This window comes from Pseudomonas synxantha, assembly GCF_900105675.1.
Lineage (GTDB): Bacteria > Pseudomonadota > Gammaproteobacteria > Pseudomonadales > Pseudomonadaceae > Aquipseudomonas > Aquipseudomonas synxantha.
The window spans coordinates 4,578,735-4,600,331 of record NZ_LT629786.1; the positions used below are offsets into that span (position 1 = coordinate 4,578,735).

19 protein-coding genes, 1 tRNA gene and 1 pseudogene are annotated in these 21,597 nt (G+C 61.1%); 7 read left to right on the forward strand and 14 right to left on the reverse strand.

Annotated features, from left to right (window positions below; genetic code table 11):
* Positions 1–101: 101 nt before the first annotated feature.
* The 4 genes from BLU48_RS21205 to ptsP form a co-directional block, all read right to left on the reverse strand.
* Positions 102–1,643, reverse strand: coding sequence for an alkaline phosphatase D family protein (locus BLU48_RS21205; protein ID WP_057021593.1), 1,542 nt, complete (start codon positions 1,641–1,643; stop codon positions 102–104).
* Between the two features lie 130 nt (positions 1,644–1,773).
* Positions 1,774–3,492, reverse strand: coding sequence for a PTS fructose-like transporter subunit IIB (locus BLU48_RS21210; RefSeq protein ID WP_057021594.1), 1,719 nt, complete (start codon positions 3,490–3,492; stop codon positions 1,774–1,776).
* Positions 3,493–3,503: 11 nt separating this feature from the next.
* Complete coding sequence (gene pfkB, locus BLU48_RS21215) at positions 3,504–4,424, reverse strand: 1-phosphofructokinase (protein ID WP_057021595.1); 921 nt, start codon at positions 4,422–4,424, stop codon at positions 3,504–3,506.
* Positions 4,425–7,283: a phosphoenolpyruvate--protein phosphotransferase gene (gene ptsP / locus BLU48_RS21220; protein ID WP_057021596.1), complete on the reverse strand. Its 2,859-nt coding sequence runs from the start codon at positions 7,281–7,283 to the stop codon at positions 4,425–4,427.
* A gap of 293 nt (positions 7,284–7,576) precedes the next feature.
* Here ptsP and cra point away from each other — a divergent pair, with 293 nt between their 5' ends.
* Entirely contained in the window at positions 7,577–8,572 is a 996-nt protein-coding gene (gene cra / locus BLU48_RS21225) for a catabolite repressor/activator (protein ID WP_057021597.1), read from the forward strand.
* A 2-nt stretch (positions 8,573–8,574) separates the two neighbouring features.
* Positions 8,575–9,351, forward strand: a complete 777-nt coding sequence (locus BLU48_RS21230; RefSeq protein ID WP_057021598.1) for a TatD family hydrolase — start codon at positions 8,575–8,577, stop codon at positions 9,349–9,351.
* Here BLU48_RS21230 and BLU48_RS21235 read toward each other — a convergent pair.
* The 6 genes and pseudogenes from BLU48_RS21235 to BLU48_RS21260 all read right to left on the reverse strand — a co-directional run bounded on the left by BLU48_RS21235 (position 9,298) and on the right by BLU48_RS21260 (position 16,112).
* Positions 9,298–9,726 (reverse strand): hypothetical protein, encoded by a 429-nt coding sequence (locus BLU48_RS21235; protein ID WP_057021599.1) that lies wholly within the window; start codon positions 9,724–9,726, stop codon positions 9,298–9,300. The two genes, BLU48_RS21230 and BLU48_RS21235, sit on opposite strands and share 54 nt — an antisense overlap.
* A 125-nt stretch (positions 9,727–9,851) precedes the next feature.
* Complete coding sequence (locus BLU48_RS32720; protein ID WP_371851101.1) at positions 9,852–10,781, reverse strand: methyl-accepting chemotaxis protein; 930 nt, start codon at positions 10,779–10,781, stop codon at positions 9,852–9,854.
* Positions 10,758–11,849 (reverse strand): annotated as a pseudogene (locus BLU48_RS32725) (methyl-accepting chemotaxis protein); the annotation flags it as partial. The gene BLU48_RS32720 and the pseudogene BLU48_RS32725, both read right to left, overlap by 24 nt.
* Before the next feature lie 651 nt (positions 11,850–12,500).
* Positions 12,501–13,337: a regulatory signaling modulator protein AmpE gene (gene ampE / locus BLU48_RS21250; protein WP_057021601.1), complete on the reverse strand. Its 837-nt coding sequence runs from the start codon at positions 13,335–13,337 to the stop codon at positions 12,501–12,503.
* Entirely contained in the window at positions 13,337–13,897 is a 561-nt protein-coding gene (ampD, locus tag BLU48_RS21255; protein WP_057021602.1) for a 1,6-anhydro-N-acetylmuramyl-L-alanine amidase AmpD, read from the reverse strand. The genes ampE and ampD overlap by 1 nt, the downstream gene beginning before the upstream one ends.
* 61 nt (positions 13,898–13,958) lie before the next feature.
* Entirely contained in the window at positions 13,959–16,112 is a 2,154-nt protein-coding gene (locus tag BLU48_RS21260) for a DUF1631 domain-containing protein (RefSeq protein ID WP_057021603.1), read from the reverse strand.
* 245 nt (positions 16,113–16,357) lie between these two features.
* Here BLU48_RS21260 and nadC point away from each other — a divergent pair, with 245 nt between their 5' ends.
* Positions 16,358–17,206 carry a carboxylating nicotinate-nucleotide diphosphorylase gene (gene nadC / locus BLU48_RS21265; RefSeq protein WP_057021604.1) on the forward strand — a complete coding sequence of 283 codons (849 nt, stop codon included), beginning with the start codon at positions 16,358–16,360 and terminating at the stop codon, positions 17,204–17,206.
* Between the two features lie 46 nt (positions 17,207–17,252).
* Here the strand turns inward: nadC and BLU48_RS21270 are convergent, their stop codons facing one another.
* From BLU48_RS21270 to BLU48_RS21280, 3 genes are all read right to left on the reverse strand, one after another.
* On the reverse strand, positions 17,253–17,558 hold the full coding sequence (locus tag BLU48_RS21270) for a DUF6388 family protein (protein WP_057021605.1): 306 nt from the start codon (positions 17,556–17,558) through the stop codon (positions 17,253–17,255).
* Positions 17,559–17,705: 147 nt separating this feature from the next.
* Positions 17,706–17,781, reverse strand: a tRNA-Thr gene (locus tag BLU48_RS21275).
* 64 nt (positions 17,782–17,845) lie between these two features.
* Positions 17,846–18,259, reverse strand: a complete 414-nt coding sequence (locus BLU48_RS21280) for a pilin (protein WP_057013848.1) — start codon at positions 18,257–18,259, stop codon at positions 17,846–17,848.
* Between the two features lie 201 nt (positions 18,260–18,460).
* Here BLU48_RS21280 and BLU48_RS21285 point away from each other — a divergent pair, with 201 nt between their 5' ends.
* From BLU48_RS21285 to yacG, 4 genes are read left to right on the forward strand one after another with little or no spacing between them, the layout of a single operon-like run.
* On the forward strand, positions 18,461–19,669 hold the full coding sequence (locus BLU48_RS21285) for a type II secretion system F family protein (protein ID WP_057021606.1): 1,209 nt from the start codon (positions 18,461–18,463) through the stop codon (positions 19,667–19,669).
* Positions 19,666–20,532 carry a prepilin peptidase gene (locus tag BLU48_RS21290; RefSeq protein WP_057021607.1) on the forward strand — a complete coding sequence of 289 codons (867 nt, stop codon included), beginning with the start codon at positions 19,666–19,668 and terminating at the stop codon, positions 20,530–20,532. Before BLU48_RS21285 ends, BLU48_RS21290 begins: the two co-directional genes overlap by 4 nt.
* Positions 20,529–21,152, forward strand: a complete 624-nt coding sequence (gene coaE / locus BLU48_RS21295) for a dephospho-CoA kinase (RefSeq protein ID WP_057021608.1) — start codon at positions 20,529–20,531, stop codon at positions 21,150–21,152. The genes BLU48_RS21290 and coaE overlap by 4 nt, the downstream gene beginning before the upstream one ends.
* Entirely contained in the window at positions 21,149–21,349 is a 201-nt protein-coding gene (gene yacG, locus BLU48_RS21300; RefSeq protein WP_057021609.1) for a DNA gyrase inhibitor YacG, read from the forward strand. Before coaE ends, yacG begins: the two co-directional genes overlap by 4 nt.
* On the opposite strand, the gene BLU48_RS21305 is transcribed toward yacG, so the two are convergent.
* Complete coding sequence (locus BLU48_RS21305; RefSeq protein WP_003171680.1) at positions 21,346–21,561, reverse strand: hypothetical protein; 216 nt, start codon at positions 21,559–21,561, stop codon at positions 21,346–21,348. The genes yacG and BLU48_RS21305 overlap by 4 nt on opposite strands.
* Positions 21,562–21,597 lie beyond the last annotated feature (36 nt).

Genomic DNA, 21,597 nt, shown 5'->3' on the forward strand with positions numbered 1-21,597 from the left:
GGGCTTGCTCCCGATAGCGGTATAACAGTCATTTCATTAGTTGGCTGATCCACCGCTATCGGGAGCAAGCCCCCTCCCACATTTTTTGACTGCATTCCAGGTCAGGCAGGTTGCAGCTTTTGTTCGAACACTGAGATCCCATCCAGGTCGCGCAAAATCACGGTCAATTCTGCCGTCTGCCCATCAATCTGCACTTCGCCAAAAAACTGGAAGCCGGCGAACGGCGAAGTGTTTTGCGCCGGCGGTGCCTTCTGGAACACCACTTGCGGGCCAAAGGTTTTATCCAGCGGATTAGGCCCGAAACTCCCGGCATTCAACGGGCCCGCGACAAACTCCCAGAACGGCTCAAAATCCTGGAACGCCGCACGGTCCGGGTGATAGTGGTGCGCTGCGCAATAGTGCACATCGGCCGTCAGCCACACATGGTTGCGCACCTGTTGCGCTCTTAAAAAGCCCAGTAACTCAGCGATTTCCAGTTCACGCCCCTGCGCCGGGCCGGAGTCGCCGTTAGCGATGGCTTCCCAACGCGGCACACCGGGGCTTACCTCACCGTCAGGCACGCCCAGGCCGATGGGCATATCGGCGGCAATCACCTTCCACTGCGCTTGCGACCCCTTGAGTTCTCGCTTGAGCCAATCCAACTGTTCGCGACCCAGGAACGGTTTCTCGCCGCCCAGGTTGTCGTCATTCGGCCCACGGTAGCTGCGCATATCCAGCACAAATACATCCAGCAGCGGCCCATAGCTGAGCTTGCGATAAATACGCCCGCCGCCGTCGGCACTCTGGCGCCGCATGGGTGAATATTCCAGCCAGGCCTGGCGTGCGCGACCGACGAGGGTGTTGATATCGCGGGTCTGATAACGCTCGTCCAACTGCTTGCTGGACGACCAGTTATTGATCACCTCGTGATCGTCCCACTGCCAGATCTGCGGCACTTGGGCATTGAAACGACGCACGTTCTCATCCAGCAGGTTGTAGCGGTAATTGCCGCGATACTCATCCAGGGTCTCGGCGACTTTACTCTTGGCTTGGGTGGTGATGTTGCGCCAGATGCGCCCGCCTTCGGTGACCAGTTGCGCAGGCACCGGGCCGTCGGCGTAGATGGTGTCGCCGCTGTGGATAAAGAAGTCTGGCAGGCGCAGGCGCATGGCTTCGTAGATGCGCATACCACCGATGTCCGGGTTGATACCGAAGCCTTGGCCGACGGTGTCGCCGCTCCACACAAAGCGGATGTCGCGGCGCTGTTGCGGCACGCTGCGCAAGTGGCCGAACCAGGGTTCGCTGGCGACACCGGTCTGGGCATCTTCGAAATGCACACGATAGAAAATCGCCTGGTCCACCGGCAAACCGGTGAGTTCCACACGGGCGGTAAAGTCGGTACGGCTGTCGGCCAGGGGCGAGATGAACTTGCGCGGGTTGCTGAACACACTGCGGGTGTCCCACTCCACCACCATCTTCGCCGGGCGGTCGCTGCGGCTCCAGATCATCGCACGGTCGCCGAGCAGGTCGCCGGACTGCACCCCGTTAGTGAGTTGCGGCCGGTCCTTCACCGAAGCGATCACCGCCGGGGCCAGGCCCGGCAACAACAGACCAGCGCCGACGGCTTGCATCACACGGCGGCGGCCGAGATCGAAGTCGCTCATGCAGGTGCCCTCTTGAGTATCAAAAGGGTCACTAAAGCATGCGGGGATGAAGCAGATATGACACCACCCTTACAGCCAAGGAAAATCCAAATGTGGGAGGGGGCAAGCCCCTCCCACATTTTGAATCCCATCAGCCCTTGGCAGCAGCGACCGTCAGTTCCACAGCTTCCGGTCGCTTAAGCAGCGCATACACCAACCCCGTCAACACACTGCCCGCCACAATCGCCAGCAAATACATCAACGCATGGTTCATCGCATTCGGGATCACCAGCACAAACAAGCCGCCGTGGGGCGCGGCGAGTTTGCAGCCAAAGTACATCGACAGCGCACCGGTCAAGGCGCCACCGGCAATGCTGGCCGGGATCACCCGCAGCGGGTCTTTGGCCGCGAACGGGATCGCGCCCTCGGAGATAAAGCACAGGCCCAGGACCATCGCCGCCTTGCCGGCTTCGCGCTCGGTCTGGGCGAATTTGCGTCGGGCGAGCAAGGTCGCGATGCCCATGCCAATCGGCGGCACCATGCCGGCAGCCATGGTCGCGGCCATCGGCGCACCACTCGACGCCGCCAACAGGCCCACGGAAAACGCATACGCCGCCTTGTTGATCGGCCCACCCAAGTCCACGCACATCATGCCGCCGAGCAAAATACCCAGCAGCACCGCGTTGGTGGTGCCCATGGTGCTGAGAAAATCGGTCAGGCCGGACAGCAACCGGGCGACAGGCGGGCCGACCAGGTAGATCATCACCAGACCGGTGAACAAGCTCGCCAGCAACGGGATGATCAGGATCGGCTTGAGCGCCTCCAGGCTCTGGGGCAGTCGCACCGCACGGCTTATCAACTTGACGCAGTATCCCGCGACGAAACCCGCCAGGATGCCGCCGATAAAGCCCGCGCCCAGCGTACCTGCCAGCAAGCCGCCGATCATGCCCGGCGCCAGGCCAGGGCGGTCGGCAATCGAATAGGCAATGTAGCCTGCCAGCAGCGGCACCATCAGCAGGAATGCCTGGTCACCGACGCTTTTCAGCGCTGCCGCCAAAGTGCCCGGCTGTTCGAAGGCATGGATGCCGAACACGAATGACAAGGCGATCAGCAAGCCCCCCGCCACCACCATCGGCAACATGTACGACACGCCGGTGAGCAAGTGTTTGTAGACGCCGGTTTTCTCCGATTTGGCCGGCGCGCCGCTGGCTGCGCTTTCCACTGCGCCTTCGGCCAGGGCCTTGTTGAGGATGGCTTCGGATTGCTTGAGAGCAATACCGGTGCCACAGCGGTAGATCTTCTTGCCGGCAAAACGCTCGGTAGCGACTTCGATATCGGCCGCCAGCAACACCACGTCGGCATTGGCGATGGCCTCCGGGCTCAACGGCGTGCGGGCGCCCACCGAGCCCTGGGTCTCGACCTGCAAGTCATAGCCCAGGCGCTTGGCGGCCTGCTGCAACGCTTCGGCGGCCATGAAGGTGTGGGCCACGCCCGTCGGGCAGGCGGTAATCGCGACGATACGCGGCGCATCTTTCGCCGCCACCGGGGCGCCGTTGGTGACATATACCTGGGCTTCTTCGGCGCCGCGACGCAATACGGCCTCGACATCCGCCAGGGCCTGGGCCGGGGTGGTCTGGAACACGCGCTTGCCGACAAACCGCTGCATGTCCACCGGTGTGCTGCTGACCAACAACACCCATTCAGCGTCATCGAGGGTGGCCTGGGACAACTGGCGCTCCGGGCGCTGCACGTCGACGACTTCGACACTGGTGTGCAAGCCCATGCGCTGGGCGGCGGCGTCCAACAAGCGGGCGCACAGCACACTGGTGACCATGCCGTTGGGGCAGGCGGTAACAATGGCTAACTTCATCACAAACCCTCTTATTGTTCTGTCAGCGTGCGTACATCGACGCCGCTTTCTAGGTGCGCCAACTGCGCGTCATCGCTGATGCCAAAGCCGATCTGCGTTACGGCCATCGCGGCAATCGCCGTGGCGCGGCGCAGGGTCTGTTCGGCTGCTTCGTCGCTGAGCAAGCCGTGAAGCATGCCGGCCAACAGCGAGTCGCCGGCGCCCACGGTGCTGGCCACCGTCACCTTGGGCGGCGTGGCGTGCAGCGCTGCACCTGGGCGGTACCAGGTCACACCCGCAGCGCCGTCGGAGACCACCACATGTTCGACGCCCTGCCGATGCAGTTGGCTGATGGCATCGGTGGCATTATCCAAGGCGTCGGCCAGCTCTTCGGTATTGGGCTTGACCAGCCACGGGCCTGCCTGCAAGCCGGTGCGCAACGCTTCTCCACTGGTGTCCAGGGCGACTTTCAAACCGAGGCCTTTCAACTGCTGCAACAGCCCCCGAAACCACTGCGGGCTGACGCCACGCGGCAAGCTGCCGGCCACCACCACCGCGTCGAATTGCGGGCCGATCATTGCGACCCTATCGAGCAGTGCGTTCTGCGCCTCTTCACTCACCAGCGGCCCCGGCGCATTGATGTCGGTGACACGCCCGTCCTGTTCGGCAATTTTGATATTGCTGCGGGTTTCGCCGGGCACGCGAACGAACGCATCGCCAAACCCACGGCGGCTGATCAGCGCATCGAAAGCCTGGGGGTTCGCCTCACCGAGAAACCCGCCGACGCTGACGTCATGGCCCAGGTCCGCCAGCACTTGCGCCACGTTCACGCCCTTGCCCGCCGCATGGGTGAGCATCGCTTCACTGCGATTGACTGCACCCGGTTCCAGGCGCGCCAGGCGCACCGTGAGGTCCAACGCCGGGTTCAGCGTCAGGGTCAGAATCTTCGCCATTTACACGGCCTCCACAAGGGCACGCACTTCGGCAGGCGAACCAACCAACAGTGCTTGTTGCGCCAGGCCCCGGGCCTCGCTCAGACTGAATTCACGTACACGCGCTTTCACTTCAGGAATGCTGCGGGCCGACACACTCAACTCATCCACCCCAAGGCCGACCAGCACCGGCACGGCCAATGGATCTGCCGCCAACTCGCCGCAGACGCCGACCCATTTGCCGTGGGCATGGGCGGCGCGCACGGTGATGTCGATCAGTTGCAACACCGCCGGGTGCAGGCCGTCGGCCTGGGCCGACAGGGTCGGGTGACCACGGTCGATGGCCAGGGTGTACTGGGTCAGGTCATTGGTGCCGACGCTGAAGAAGTCCACTTCCTTGGCCAGTACCGGCGCCAGCAAGGCGGCTGACGGTACTTCGATCATGATGCCCAACTGCAAATCAGCCACCGGGATTTCCAGGCGCAGGCGCTCGGTCATGTCCCGGGCTGCACGCCATTCATCCACGCTGCCGACCATGGGAAACATGATGCGCAACGGTCGGTTATCCGCCGAACGCAGCAGCGCACGCAGTTGCGCTTCCATGATCTTGGGGCGCTGCAAGGTCAGGCGAATACCGCGTACGCCAAGAAACGGATTTTCCTCTTCGGCGATAGGCCAATACGGCAAAGGCTTATCGCCGCCCACATCAAGGGTGCGCACTACCAGCGGGCGCCCGTCGAGGCCGTCGAGCACGCGACGGTATTCGGCCTCCTGGGTGGCTTCGTCCGGCGCTTGGGGATGGGCCATGAAAATCAGCTCGGTGCGCAGCAGGCCAATGCCTTCGGCGCCCTGCTCCACTGCACTGGCCACCCCGGCGCTTTCGCCGATATTGGCGAACACTTCCACGGCGTGACCGTCACGGGTCAGCGCCGGTTCGTGGCGTTGGGCCGACGCCGCCTGCAAGCGTTGTTCGCGGGTATCGCGCTCGACCACAGCCCGTTGCAAAGTAGCGGCGTCCGGGTCGACATGCAGGCGACCGCGCTGACCGTCGAGCAACAGCGGTGTGCCGGCGTTCAGCAGCAACACTGCAGCGCCTGCGCCGACCAAGGCAGGAATGCCCAGGGCGCGAGCGACGATGGCGCTGTGGGCGGTGGCACCGCCGCGAGCGGTAAGGATACCGGCGACGCGGGCCGGGTCCAGGCGCGCCACGTCCGAAGGGCCGACTTCATCCATCACCAGGATGTAGGGCTCGCTGGGCTCCTGAACGGTTTCGACACCGCACAGTTGCGCCAGTACTCGACGACCTATATCGCGCAGGTCGGCGGCGCGCTCGGCCAGCAAGGCGTCCTGCAACGCTTCCTGCTGCTTGGCGGCGGCTTCGATCACACTCATCCAGGCGGCTTCGGCGCTTTCGCCCTGCTTGAGGCGGGTGTCGACTTCGTCGGTCAGTTCCGGGTCGTCGAGCATTTCCTGGTGGGTGATGAAAATCTCGCGGATGGCCTTGGCCAGGCTGCGTTCGATCAGGCCCTGGATATCCTGGCGCACCTCGCTCAAGGCCGCGTGCAGGCGCTGGCGCTCAATCGCAGCAGACTCACCGCGCAGGGGGTAATCAAACAGCTGTGGAATCTGGATATGGGCCGGGCCGATGGCGATGCCCGGCGCGGCGGCGATGGCCTGGAGCTGGCTACCACTCAGTGGCGCACTGAGTACCGGCTCGACATCGACCTGGGCAGGTTGGGCGCTCACGCTCGGCAATGGCTCGACGTCTTCGCCAAGCCCCTCTTCGATCGCGGCCAACAGCGCGGGCAATGCGTCGCCGGCAATCGTCGGCTCGGCAACGAATTCCAGTACCTGGCCGCGACGCGCACCAAGGCTGAGCAACTTGCTCAGGCTTTTGACCGACACGGCGCCCACCGGGCCATCGATGATACGCACACGGATATCGCCGTCGAAACTCTTCGCCAATTGCGCGAGGATCTTGGCCGGGCGCGCATGCAGGCCATGAGCGTTGGCCAGGGTAATGCGGGCGCTGGGCCAGTCCGCAGGCAATTCGCCGCCCAGCACTTCCAGCACCGCACGGCTGCTGGTGGCACGCCCCAGTTCCTGGCCGCGCCCTTCAATCAACAAGGCACACAGGCGTTCAAGCAGGGCTTGGTGGGCTTCACCGAGGCTCGCCAGGCAGAACAGGCCGTGCAGGGGCTGGCCGAGGTAGCGCATGGGCTTGTCCGGCGTGACAAACGCCAGGCCCGGGCGCTTGACCGTCTGCTCGCTGTGCAACCACCACAAGCCATCGCCCAGGGGCAGCGCGTCAACTTGTTGCAGCACTGCAGCAAAACCATTGCTCACGCAGTCGGCCTGACGCAGCAGGCGTGCGCCGCGCCATACCAGCTCTTCAAAATCGTCGGCAGATACGCCCAGGCTGATCATCTGCGCATCCAGCGCCAGCTCCTGGGGAGCGCCTTGCAACAGCTTCAACAAGGCTTCGGCGCTGCCGGCCCGACGCAGTGCCTGGCCCAAGTCGGTTTCACCGAGGGCGCGGGTCAGCAGTTGCAACAGCCGCAGGTGCTCATCGGATTTAGCCGCGATGCCAATCGCCAGGTAGACCACCTGGCCGTCGCCCCAGTCCACCCCTTCGGGGAACTGCAACAGGCGCACACCGGTGGAAAATACCTGGTCGCGGGTTTCTGGCGTGCCGTGGGGAATGGCGATGCCCTGGCCGAGAAAAGTCGAACCCTGGGCCTCACGGGCTTGCAAGCCACTGAGATAACCCTCGGCAACCAGGCCATCGGCCACCAATTTGTCAGCGAGCAGGTGCAAGGCAGCAGACTTATCCACAGCCACCTGGCCCATGGATATCTGCTCTACGGTGAGCTCAAGCATGCCGTTCTCCTAGTTAGTGCGATGTGCGCACTAGGTATTGTTTTGAATAAATCAGCGCGAGACGTTCAAAAATAACTGACTGAGTGGTCAATTGGCAGTGGTCACTCAGTGGCGAACATCGTAAAAATACGCCTGCTGAAACGTTTAATCTAGAATTTATGGCAGATTACGCGTTAATTGCGCAAGCTAGAAGGGCCACTCGGCGCTTGCTCTGGGACATTGGTCGTGGGCTGGAATCGGTTACGATTGGACAAAATGTCGGGGCACGCTCTAAAAAACAAGGAAATCCCGGTTTGAAACTCAGTGATATCGCACGTCTGGCCGGTGTGTCCGTGACCACCGCCAGCTATGTCATCAATGGCAAGGCCGAACAGCAACGCATCAGCAATGCAACCGTTGAGCGTGTTCGCGCCGTAGTCCAGGCCCATGGCTTTACGCCCAATCCCCAAGCCGCCGGGCTGCGCAGTCGGCACACGCGCACTCTGGGGTTCATCCTGCCCGACCTGGAAAACCCCAGTTACGCACGCATCGCCAAGCTGCTGGAACAAGGTGCACGGGCGCGGGGCTACCAGTTGCTGATTGCCAGTTCCGATGACGAAGCCGCCAGCGAACGCCAACTGCTGCAACTGTTCCGTGCGCGGCGTTGCGATGCGTTGTTCGTCGCCAGTTGCCTGCCAGCCTCGGATGACAGCTATCGCGAGCTGCAAGCCAAGGGGTTGCCGGTGATCGCCATTGACCGGGTCATGGAGCCGAGTCAATTCTGCTCGGTGGTCAGTGATGACCGCCAGGCCTGCCAGCAACTCACCAGCAGCCTGCTGCAACCGCTGCCCAAGCAAATCGCACTGATCGGCGCACGCCCCGAGTTGAGCATCAGCCAGGAGCGTACCGCAGGTTTCCGTGAAGCGCTGCAAGGCTTCACCGGCGAAGTGATCATCGAACAGGGCGAAGCCTTCAGCCGTGACTGCGGCCGACAGTTGATGGAACAACTGCTGCAACGCCTGGGGCATTTGCCCGACGCGCTGGTGACGACATCCTACGTACTGCTGCAAGGCGTGTTCGACGCGCTGCATGACTTCCCCCTCAGGTCGCGCCCCCTGCGCCTGGGCACCTTCGGCGATACCCAATTGCTGGATTTCCTGCCACTGCCGGTCAACGCCATGGCCCAGCAACACCAGTTGATCGCCGAGACCGCCCTGCGCCTGGCCCTGGCCGCCATTGAGGAAGAACAGTACCAACCGGGCGTGCACGCCATTGGCCGGACCTTCAAGCAGCGTATTCACGAGGCCTGAGCGTGGAGCTGATCGACACCCACACCCACCTGGACTTCGCGGACTTCGACCACGATCGCCCGCAAGTCCTCGCCCATAGCCGTCAACTCGGCGTACAGCGCATGGTGGTGTTGGGCGTATACCAGAAAAATTGGCAGCGGCTTTGGGATTTGGTGCAGCAGGACGACGGCTTGTTCGCGGCCTTCGGCTTGCACCCTGTGTATCTCGATGATCATCGCCCTGCCGACCTGCTGGAGTTGGGTGACTGGTTGACGCGCCTGCGCGGCCACCGGCAATTATGCGCCGTGGGAGAAATCGGCCTGGATTACTGGCTTGAGCAACTGGACCGCGAGCGCCAGCAGAGCCTGTTCGAAACGCAACTGAAACTGGCACTGGATTTCCAACTGCCGGCCTTGCTGCATGTACGCCGCAGCCACGCCGCCGTGATTGCCACTCTCAAGCGCATCCGCCTGCCACGGGGCGGGATCATCCATGCGTTCGCCGGCAGCCTCGAGGAGGCCCGCGAGTACATCAAGCTCGGTTTCAAACTTGGCCTGGGCGGCGCCGCCACCTGGCCCCAAGCCCTGCGCATGCACAAGGTACTTGCCCAGTTGCCCCTTGACGCTGTTGTGCTGGAAACCGATTCGCCGGATATGGCCCCGGCCATGTATCCCAACCAGCGCAACAGCCCGCAGCACCTGCCGGACATCTGCGTAGCCCTGGCGCAGCGCATGGCAATCAGCCCTTCATTGCTGGCTGAGACGAGCACACGCAATGCGTGTGAGTTGTTCAACTGGTAGCGGGCTGATGACCTGCAACTCCAAGGTCATCCTCTGTCGATGACGGGCGTAGCGCACGACCAGGAAATGAATCAACACCGTAGCCAGTGAAAGGTTGAACTGCGCAATCATGCTGAGCAGGCCCAACCACTCTGCAACCAGGGCCACCACCAAGGTCGCGCACGTCAGCATGATCATGCTCGGGCGCACCAACGCCCACTGGTCGAGGGCGCGAAACTGACGCAACTGCTTGAGGCAACACAGCTGCAAGCCGCAGTGGCAATACGTACAGTCAAAAGGTATATCAATGGCAATGGCGTTCAATTGCCAAGGCTTGAGTTCAAACGTCATGTCGCACTGGGCGCAATGCCCCTTGATACCGATTGCAGCGGCCATCGTCGTGTCTCCTCGTGACCGTGACGGATGAAATAAATTTTCACCTAACCACGCTGCGATAAAACACAGTCCGACAAATCAGGATATGCGCCACGCAATCCAAAGCTCAATCCCACAGAAAATTCCTACACTCGAAACGCACCGATCAATTGCTTCAACTCAATGACCTGTGCCGACAATTGCCGGCTGGCCGCTTCGGTCTGTTGGGCGCCTTGCGCCGCATGCTCGCCAGCGCGATTGATTTCGACAATATTCTGGTCGATGTCTTGGGCGACCGCCGTTTGCTGCTCTACGGCAGCGGCAATCTGCTGGTTCTGGTCAACGATCATCCCCACGGCGCCGAGGATATTCTCCAGGGCTTGCTGGACTTTTTCCGACTGCCCCACCGTGCCACTCGCCATTTCATGGCTGCTGCCCATGGCCTTCACCGCCGCGCCGACGCCACTGTGCAAGCGGCTGATCATTTGCTCGATTTCTTCGGTGGAGTGCTGGGTGCGTCGGGCCAGGGTGCGCACCTCGTCGGCCACCACGGCAAAACCTCGGCCCTGTTCACCGGCGCGGGCGGCTTCGATGGCCGCGTTGAGCGCCAACAAGTTGGTCTGCTCGGCAATGCTCTTGATCACTTCCAGAACCCTGCTGATGTCCTGGCTGTCGGCGGCCAACTGGTTGATTACCCGCACCGACTCATCAAGCTCCGTAGCCAGGCGTGCGATACCGCCTTGCTGTGATTGCACCAGCGCTCGCCCACTGACCGTTTCATCATTGACGCTCTGGGCGCTGTTGACTGCCGCCGCCGCGCTACGCGCCACCTCCTGGGCAGTGGCCGACATTTGGTTCATCGCCGTCGCAACTTGTTCGATCTGGCTGCGCTGGCCAGACACCGCCTGGTTACTCTGTGCCGAAACCGCCTGAACCTGTCCGGCCTGCAGCTCGACCTGGCTGACCGTATGCCCGACGCGCTCGATCAAGTCGTGGATCTTGGCCACCGTGCCATTGAACACCTGGCCCAAGTCCCCGAGCTCATCGCGGCTTTGGGCTACGAAGGTAACCGTCATGTCACCTGCCGCCACTTTGTCCATCATTGCCCCCAGGCGACGCAAGGTGGTACGAGTGGAAACGAAGAAGCCTGCATATAAGTAAAAAATCAGCGCAAATACCGCCGCCAGGGCCGCGACCAGCAGCACCATGTGCAGTCGGTTTTGTGCCAGGCGTTGCTCCAGTTGCTGCCCGATGAACGCCAAGGTGGCGTCATCCAGTTGATATGTCTTGGTCATCAGTTGGCTGACGCTGTCGTAAAACCCCTGCCACGCTGTGTCGAGGGTCTCGGCCATCACCACCTGTTCTTCGAACAATTCGCTGCCTTGCTTGAGGCTGGCCTGGCTGGCTTGCGCCAGGGTGTCGAGGGTAGCGTGTGCGGCACGGCTGGCGCCCAGCGCGTCCTGCAGTTTCAAGCCATATTCGCCCTGGAGTTTTTCCAACTGCTGCAGCAGTTCGTCAAAGCGTGTGCTGGAAGCAGAATTGATAAAGCCCTGGCCCAGGGAATACGCGCCCATCGCACGCCCCTCCCCCAGGGCCTGGGTGACTTGCGGGGTGACGGTGGTGACCAGGTCGGAGAGCTGGCGTAGATCACTTTGCGCGTCACGACTCAAGCCGGCTTGACTGGCAATAATCTGGCTGAGCATCTGGGCCTGGTTAAGCAATTTGCCGATCAGCGCCGTTTTGTTGAGCAACGAACTTTCCTGTTGCTGCGCCTTGAACGCGGCGATCAACTCGTCGCGCTTGCTTTCAAAAACGGTGACGTGCTCGGGCTGGGTCGCTACGGCGCTCAAGCCTTGCAAACGGTCCAGCACACTCTGCTCCAAGGCGCTGATCCTTGCCTCAAGGTCAGCGGCCTTGCCGGACTGGCCAAGCGTGGCGTTGATCTGCACCTGGTTGTTGAGGGTTTCCAGGTCGCGACGCAACACCAGGCTGCTGCCAAGCAGGTCAAGGCTCTGAAGTTCAATGCGAGTGCCCTGGAATTCGCGCCAGGAATCACGCACCAGATAGTAGTTGGTCGCCAGCATCGGCAGCAGGAATAGCACACTGATCAGGCTGAACTTCATGCCGAAGCTCAGGCGGTTCATCAGCGCTACGGCGGGATAGAGCAAGCTCTTCACAGGTGACCTCCCCTTCTTTTATTTTTATTGAGGCGCAGGGCGGCGGCAGAAAGCCACTATTTGGCGCTCTGTCTGTATAGCTCAATTTGAAGGGGAGTTTTGTAACGTAAGGTTAACGGCGTGTGCGGAGACCCAATGTGGGAGGGGGCTTGCCCCGATAGCCATGGGTATCGACACAACTCTAAAGTAGCGACCGCCAGTAACCACGATGCGAAGCGAGCCGCTCTTGATCTTGATCTTAGGCGCCCCGTTAAACCACGCTGGCCGGAATTCGACAGGGATTTGGGGGGTAAACCGGCAGGGATGCCGGTTTAGCCGCCCCGCGCCATGGATGGCGCGTGGCGGCGCCCCCCCAAATCCATGGCGGATTACGGGCACACCGAGCCTGGGCGAGGTGCCGAGTGGTGGGGCAAGAGCGTTTGGTTACTTTTGCGCTTTTCAAAAGTGACCCGCTGTAAAAGCGGAACCAATAGCCGCCGTTACCGCAGCAATGGATATGTACACGGTCTGATCCAACATCCTGGTCGGCTGTCAGGCCGCCATCGGGGGCAAGCCCCCTCCCACATTTTGATCGCGCTGCATCAGTTAGATCGGGAGCAAGCCCCCCTCCCGCAATGTTTAGGGCAACACGGTCCAGATGGCAAAGCCGGCATACCACAGCACCGCTGCACGCAGCAGCAGCTCCCACAGCCGATCCAGGCTGTTGATGCCATCGGCACCCACCACCGGCGGCGGAATTTCGGCAGCGGCCAGTCCGACTTTTTCCATCAGTTGTGCAGCGCTGATGTCCCAGCTCAGCACTTCGTGGAGCATCACACGGCTGACCCCGACGAAATTGCCCACCAAGGCAAAACTCGCCGCCAGCAGGCGTACCGGCAACCAGTCAAACGCGTGGCGCAGCTGCGTGGCGCGCTCGGCCACCAAGGGGTTCTGGCTATGTTCGCTGGCCAGGGCTAACAGGCGATAGGCCAAGGCGGCTACCGGACCTAGCAGGAAATACCAGAAGATCACCGCGAAAAAGCTTTGATACGCCTGCCACAGCAAGTAGCCCTGGACGCGCTCCAGCAATTGCTCGCCACTGTCCGCGCCAAGATTCAGATCGCGCTCGGCCACGTGTTCGGCAGCTTGCAGGTCACCGCGCCGCCAGGCGTCACGAAACGGTCCCAGCCCTGCCAACAGATCACCACGGCCCAGGCTATAGATCACCACCAGCAAGTGCACCGGCAATGCCAGCAGGCCATAGGCCACCGGCTCCAGCACCAGCAGCAACAGCGCCAGCAACGCCACGGGCAGCAGCACCATGATCAGCAGGATCAGCCAGGGGCGCTTGCCCATGCGCGGACTCGACTCCAGCCTGGCCAGCTCACGCAGCCATCCTCCGTCGCGCTGCAGCCGCAGGCGCAAGGCCGAGAACTTCTCAATCCAGACCGCCAACACCAACACCAGGAAACTCATTATTCGTGTCCTCCATCCTGCAGGGCGCTACGAAAGCGCGTCCAATCAAAAGCGGGGCCCGGGTCGGTCTTGCGCCCCGGGGCAATGTCGCTGTGACCACAAATACGTTGTTGGGTAATCTTCGGGTAGGCCGTCAGCAGCTGGCGTGTCAGGTCGATCAGAGACCTGTACTGGTCATCGGTATACGGCAGTTCGTCCGTACCCTCCAGCTCGATCCCAAGGGCAAAATCGTTGCACACTTCGCGGCCCTCGAAACTGGAAATACCTGCATGCCAGGCTCGGTCCCGACAGGAAACAAATTGCGTCACAATGCCGTCACGCTCAATCAGAAAATGCGCAGACACACGTAGGTGCGCGATACCCTCAAAGTAGGGATGTTCCGAGACGTCCAGATGATTCTGGAAAAACTCCTGCACCTTGCCAGTCGCGAACTGCGCTGGGGGCAAGCTGATGTTGTGCACCACCAACAGCGAGATTTCGCCTTCAGGGCGCTCGTTGAAGTTGGGCGAAGGGCAGTGACGGATGCCCTGGCACCAGCCGCTGGCGGGGTCCAACTGCATACAGGCTCCTTGAATGAGACTAAGTGTTACCAGTATGCCGCGTTCCGCCCCGCGGTTGCGATCACTTGCCGCGATTGAGTTGACGCAGGTTACCCATCACCGCAGCCAGCGCACGTTCGAACAGCAAGCCATTATCCAACGTGCGCAGCGCGCCACGCTTGAAGGCCAGGGCTAATTGCCCGGCGGTTTGCTCCAGGACCCTGAGCCCCGTACGACTGACAAAAACATAGGTATTGGCAGGGGGCATGATTGCCGTCAATTTGCAGCGCAGGATGGGGACGTCGTTTTGCTGCAGTTCGATCCAGGTGCCTATACGCAACTGCTGGACCTTGAGCAAATCGGAATCATCATCGGGCAGAGACTCTTGGGGTGGCGGCAAACTCGAGCTGAAGACGAAAGGTTCGCGGACTTCGACCAGCACATCGACGCCCTCGCCCCCTGACGACTGTACATGCATGGCCTGCAACTGCTGGAAAAACTCACGGGTGCTGAACGAATCGAACGCCGCGCTGGCCAGACCGTCACGCAGCGCCTTGAGCAACCCAGGTAATTGCTCGAGCAAACGCCGACCTGCTTCGGTGTCTTCCTGCAGGCCAACGCTCCAGATCAGCTCATCCATGGTGCGCAGCGCCGTTTGCCATGGCAGGGATTGTTCGCCGTGCTTGAGCGTGGTCAACAACAGTACCTGGCTCCAGGCCTGCTGCAGGAACCGAAGCAAAAACTGCGGCAAGGTTTTACCCATAATCCGTCGATTGATCACCTGCGCCACCCGCTGGCGAGCAGCCTCGGTATGCAGGCGCTCTTGCTCGGCTTCATGGGTGTGCCGCTCCAGCAACTCACTACGCCTGCGCTCATCGGCGGTAAACGCGCTGAACTGCGCCAGTAGCTGGGAAAAAATTGCCGTGTCTTCGACAAACTCATTCAGTAGCCGCTGTACGACCTGCTCGATACGCAGGTAGAGGTAGTCGCGCGGGTTATCCCCAGGCGGGTTCCATCCCATGACGGCGCTCGCGATTTCATTGAGCAAGCGGCGCACCGGATGGTTCGCACAGCTGAACAGGCTTTTGTCCAGCACCGCGACTTTCAGCATCGGAATCTGCAAGCGGGCAATCAAACCCTTGAAAGCATCCGGCACGCTGCGGTCATCGAGAATGAACTCAAACAGCAAGGCGACCAGATTGATTACATCTTCGTCAGCCTCTTCCAGCACCCGCGACCTGCCACTCTTGACGCTGACCCGAGTCAGTAGCTGCTCAAGCTGATTGCGCAGGTCAAAATCGTCCTCGGCGTCGGGCTCCGGGACGTACTGCTGCAAATGCGACAGCAGGCGCAGCAGGTCACGGGGGGCGATGGGTTGCGGCTCGGTACTGGCCTCGAGGGTCGGCGCTACGCTGCCACGCACGGCCACCAGCCATTTCTGCAAGGCACTGAAGGCCTCTTGTCCGCTTGGCTCGAACGGCGGCTCGGCGATCGACTGGTTGGCGTGATGCTGATCACGGGCCGCAGGCGCGCCGGGACGACGGGACGGAACGGCCTTGAGTTCGGGCAGTACCCCAGTGGCGATCAGCAGCTGATTGGCCTCGGCGTACAGCAGGTCAGCGTCGCTGAGCACATATTTTTCAAACAGCTTGAGCATGATCAGCTTGACCCGGATCTCCACCCCCAGGCTGCGCCCGGCCTGCAGGAAGAACTCGCAAAGCAGGGCCGGCCCCAGTGGGTTCTCATGGTCATCCAGGCGCCGGCCAAGCAATTCACTGAATCGCGCACTCAACTGCCCCAGTGCCAACCCATCGCGATGTCGTACCCGACTGAGCATCGCTTCCAGGGCCACGGCTTTTTCCGCCTCATCCGCGCTTGTACCGGACGCGCCTTCGTAAGACATCACCGGCACCAAGTGCATGTCGCCGCGCCCGGCCAGGCACAGATCGGCAAAGGCGGCAAACAGCTGCTCCATGAATACGCGCTCGAAGTTCTTGCGCTTGAGGCGCAGGTCGCGCATGGCCTCGAAGAAAATATGATGGTCGACGGTGCTACGGGCTTTGTCAGCCATTTCGAACAGGGTGTCGTCGGCGTTATCGAACAACTCCTGCAAACCCTGTTGCAACTGTTGCGCAGCCTTGTCACGCACCTGCAGCACCACCACCGGCAGGCGCGCGAGCGGCGATGGCGTGGCCTGTGCCCTGTTGAAAGGCACCACCTTTCCGTCATTGTGCATCCTGGCCTCCTGAAACGGCGGTGTTGAGAGGGGGAAAGAACGGGGGCAGGCCCGGGAGGCACTGCAAACACCCGGCTACCACCAGGACGTCAAAGCTATGACGCCAATCGCAAGGCGCGAGATTATCTTGCAAATGAGGGTAGTTGCGCCAGCAAACTATGCCTTTGCGCGGTAATTGAGTGGCGAGCCTGGGTTCAAACGCGCGCAGCCCCTATAATCGAGGCACTTTGTTTGTGGAGCCTGTTATGCCGAACCTCCGTCTCGCCGACCTCACCGCCGAAATTGAAGCCAACGTGCGCCGCGCACTCCTGGAAGACATCGGCAGTGGCGACATCACCGCGCAGTTGATCCCGGTCGAACGGCTGGCCAAGGCGACGATCATTACCCGCGAGGCGGCCGTTATCGCCGGTACGGCGTGGGTAGATGCGGTGTTTCGCCAACTGGACCCGCGGGTAGCCGTGCATTGGCAGGTGGCCGACGGTGAACGGGTCAACCCCAACCAGGCGCTGTTCCACCTTGAAGGCCCGGCACGCTCGCTGCTCAGCGGTGAACGCTGTGCGCTGAATTTCCTGCAGATGCTGTCAGGCGTCGCCACCCGTGCGCAGTTCCTGGCGGACTTTGTTGCCAGTACCCAGGTCAAGCTGCTGGACACCCGCAAGACATTGCCGGGCCTGCGCCTGGCGCAGAAGTACGCAGTCACCTGCGGTAGTTGCCATAATCACCGCATCGGGCTGTATGACGCGTTCCTGATCAAGGAAAACCACATTGCCGCCTGTGGAGGTATTACCCAGGCCATCACGGCCGCCCACAAGATCGCCCCGGGCAAGCCGGTGGAAATCGAAGTGGAAAGCCTGGAAGAATTGCGCGAAGCCCTCGCGGCGGGTGCCGATATCATCATGCTGGATGAACTGAGCCTGGACGACATGCGCGAAGCCGTGCGCCTGACCGCCGGCAAGGCCAAGCTGGAAGCCAGCGGCGGGATCAACGAAACCACGCTGCTGCCTATCGCTGAAACCGGTGTGGACTACATCTCCATTGGCGCGATGACCAAGGATCTGAAGGCTGTGGATCTGTCGATGCGTCTGAGTATCTAAAGTGCCTTGACTGTAGGAGCGAGCAAGCTCGCTCCTACAGGCTGCTTTAAACTACAAGATTATTCATCTCGCAATACTCGTCCCACTCGACACCCAGCACTTCGGCCGCCTCTTTGTGCAAGGCCAGCCGTGCGGCTTCAAACGCCTCAGGCGTCGAGGTGTACTTGAGGGTCAGTTCCCAAGGCTGGTAGCCCTGGCTCTCGGCCTCGTCCTCAAATGCCCACTGGATCTGGTCACGCTGATCGTCAGCGCTCAGTTCCTTGATCTCTTCTTTAAGCTGCGGCGACTCCTCGAGATATTTTTCGAGAGCTGCTTGGTGCCGAACTTCCTGGGTCATCTCAGTCGTGGTCATGTCGTTCTCTTAGATCGAGGAATGGGGATGCATCTGGGTCATCAAGGTTGCGCAGATACAAAAGAGCGGGCACGAATGCCGGCTCGTCTGGCCTTCAGAACCATTCTGGGATCATCTGAAAACATTGCCTTTGAAGCGGTGGTGCCTTGGTGCCCGAGACAGGAATCGAACCTGCGACCTTCGCGTTACGAGTGCGCTGCTCTACCGGCTGAGCTACACGGGCGGTGGGCTAAAGCTAGCACTGCATCGGGCATGCAGCAACTGGCTCGCTTACCGCCCGGCGGCCGTCACGCTCCGTTGGCGGAGCAACCCTTGGCAACGTACTGCGCGTCAGCCGTAGTGGCACAAGTCCAGCCACTGGTGGCGCTGCGGATCAAGGTGATGGTCTTGCCCAGCACAGGGGCCGGCGCATCGAGAATTTCACAACTGATGGAGCCGGCGCCCGAAGCCACATCACCCGCCACGGTGATCGTGCAGTTGGCCGTCGGGCTGGTGCCACCAATCAACTCCAGAGTGGGCACAGTGCCCTGGTTGATCGTGTCTTCGTAGCCAGCCTTCAACGCACTGATTTCAGCCAGCCCCGCCGTGAACTTGGCTTTGGCCTGGTGCTTGGTGTACATGGGCAAACCGATGGTGGCCAAAATGCCGATGATTGCCACGACGATCAACAACTCGATCAAGGTAAAGCCTTTTTGACGCATCTCTTTCACTCTCCAGAATAGAACCATGACAAGGCGCGTCCTGCGCCCCGTAGTGTGCAACGGCGCCAGTGTACTCATGCCCACGCCGCCAATCGCGTACAGGACGCACATTCTGACATTTTATTCCTGAACGCCAGCCTGCCCGGATACGCTCCCTGGCTAAGCTATAAATTCTTCACGAGCTGCCTACGCGGACCCGACATGAATGACACTTCAACGATCTACGCCTGGGAAGGCATCAACCGCAAGGGACGCAGGGTGTCCGGGCAAATTGCTGGCCATGACCTTGCGCTGATCAAGGCACAACTGCGCCGGAAAGGGATCTGCCCCGAGCGTGTGCGCAAGAAGCCTACATCACGGCCGATCTTTGCCCCACGAATATTGCCTGCGGATATCGCCCTGCTCACCCGCCAGTTGGCCACATTGCTCAAGGCCGGCATCCCGCTGCTACAAGCTTTCGATATCATCAGCGAGGGCGTCGAGAACCGGCAGGTGTGTGACCTGGTCAAAGCCTTGAAACAGCAGATCGCCAGCGGCAACAGCTTGGCCGATGCGCTGCGCCAACACCCGCGTTATTTCGACGATCTGTACTGCAACCTGGTCGCCGCCGGGGAACAGGCAGGTGCCCTGGAAACCCTACTGGAGCGCGTGGCGATTCATCTGGAAAAAAGCCAACGGCTCAAAGCCAGGATCAAAAAGGCCATGACCTACCCTGTCACGGTATTGGTGGTCGCCACACTGGTCAGCGTGGTGCTACTGACGCACGTCGTGCCGCAATTCCAGAAATTGTTCACCGGCGTCGGCGGCCAGTTGCCCGGGTTTACCTTGGCGGTCATTGCCCTGTCCGAATTCCTGCAACAGGCGTGGTGGATGCTGGCGCTGGGCTTGGGTGCGTCGCTGGCAGGGCTTCGCCAGGCTTACCATGCTTACCCAGGTTTTCGCCATCGGGTGCAAGCGGGTTTGTTGAAAATGCCCCTGGCAGGCAAACTGCTGCACAACTCTGCCGTCGCTCGTTACGCCCGCACGCTTTCGACCACGTTTGCAGCGGGCGTGCCCCTCGTGCAGGCATTGGGCTCGGTGGCCGGCGCCGTCGGCAATGGACCATTCAAACAGGCAATTGAACGTATGCGCCACGATGTATCCACAGGCATGCAATTGAACCAGGCCATGGCCAGCAATGGCCTGTTTCCAGGCATGGCGATCCAGATGACGGCCATCGGTGAAGAATCCGGCACGCTGGACCGAATGTTGGAGAAAGTCGCGAACCACTACGAGGCGGACGTGGACACCTTGGTCGATAACCTCACCAGCCTGATGGAACCGCTGATCATGGTGGTACTGGGGGGCATTGTCGGGGCGTTGGTGATCGCCCTCTACCTGCCGGTCTTTCAATTGGGCACGGCATTTTGATCCTGCTGCTGACCGAACGGCCCTGGTTTTTTGTTGCCATGGCACTGGTGCTGGGCCTGATCGTTGGCAGTTTCCTCAATGTGCTGGCGTGGCGACTGCCAAAAATGCTCGAGCGCGAATGGCGTGCCCAGGCCCATGAGATCCTCGGCTTGCCTGCAGCATCCGCCGGGCCGGCCTATAACCTGATGCGCCCGAATTCCTGCTGCACCCGTTGCGAACAGCCAATTCGGCCCTGGGAAAATATTCCACTGCTCAGCTACCTGTTGCTCAGGGGGCGTTGTACACATTGCCGTGAGCCCATCAGCCTTCGTTATCCATTAACCGAGCTGGCCTGCGCGTTGATCACGGCCACTGTTGCCTGGCACTTCGGTTTTGGCTGGCAAGCCGGCGCGGTGTTGTTGCTGAGCTGGGGCTTGCTGGGCATGAGCCTGATTGATCTAGACCATCAATTGTTACCGGATGCGCTGGTGCTGCCGCTGCTATGGCTGGGACTCATCCTCAACAGCGCCGACCTGCTGGCGACCTTGCCCGATGCGCTGTGGGGCGCGGTCATTGGCTACATGAGCCTGTGGAGCGTGTTCTGGCTGTTCAAGCTGGTCACCGGTAAAGATGGCATGGGCCATGGCGACTTCAAGTTATTGGCATTGCTGGGAGCCTGGGGCGGCTGGCAGATACTGCCGATGACATTGCTGATGGCCTCACTGTTGGGCTTGATTGCCGGGCTGATTCTATTGCGTTTGCGCAAGGCCCCGGTGTCAGCACCGATGCCATTTGGTCCCTGCCTGGCAATTGCCGGCTGGATTGCATTGCTCTGGGGTGGTCAAATAACCGACTTCTATTTGCAGTCTGTCGGTTTCAGATGACCACTTCTGTCGCAACACCCTGGATTCTTGGCCTCACGGGCGGCATTGGCAGCGGCAAAAGCGCTGCGGCCGACCACTTTATCAAGCTGGGCGTCGACCTGGTGGATGCCGATCATGCTGCCCGCTGGGTCGTCGAGCCTGGGCGGCCGGCACTGGCGTGTATTGCCCAGCATTTCGGCAGCGGCGTGCTGCACCCCGACGGTCAGCTGAACCGCGCCGCGCTGCGTAAACTGATCTTTGAAGTCCCTGAAGAACGCCTGTGGCTGGAAGCCCTGCTGCACCCGTTGATCGCCGAGGAAATTCGCAGTCACTTGGCGCGCGCCCGTTCGCCTTACGCGATCCTGGTGTCACCGCTGCTGATCGAGTCAGGCCAATACAGCATGACCCAGCGCATCCTGGTGATCGACGTGCCGCAATCGCTGCAGATTCAGCGTACCCTGCAGCGCGATGGCATCAGCGAACAACAGGTGCAGGCGATTCTGAAGGCCCAGTCCAGCCGCGAAGACCGCCTGAACCATGCCGATGATGTACTGGTCAATGACCAGGACCTTGCCTGGCTGCATGGCGAGGTCGAGCGACTGCACCACTTTTACCTTACTTTGCGTGGAGGCCGATCATGAGCCAACCCTTGACCGTCGATTGCCCAACCTGCGGTGCCCCCGTGGAATGGAAAACGGAAAACCTCAACCGGCCGTTCTGCTCGGACCGTTGCAAACTCATCGACCTGGGCGCCTGGGCCGCCGAGGAACACAAGATCCCCGTGGCCCCGGATGCCGAAGACGAGCTGTTTTCCGAAGACCTGCCACAACGCCACTAAGGCCGCATAAAGGCATATTCCTGCTGGTCGTCGAGGTTTTCTGCGAGGTATTGCAGCTCGTCGGCCAGGTCTTCGAAACTGCGTACGCCCTTGCTTTGCTGCACTACCGCACTGAGCATGGCGCGCAAGGTCAAGCCTGGGTCAAAACCGATTTCCTGCGCCGCATCCTGGCTTCTGCGCAACTCCTGCCGTGCCCACTCATACACACTCATGATCCCTGCTCCTGAAAATTTTGCAGAGCATGGACC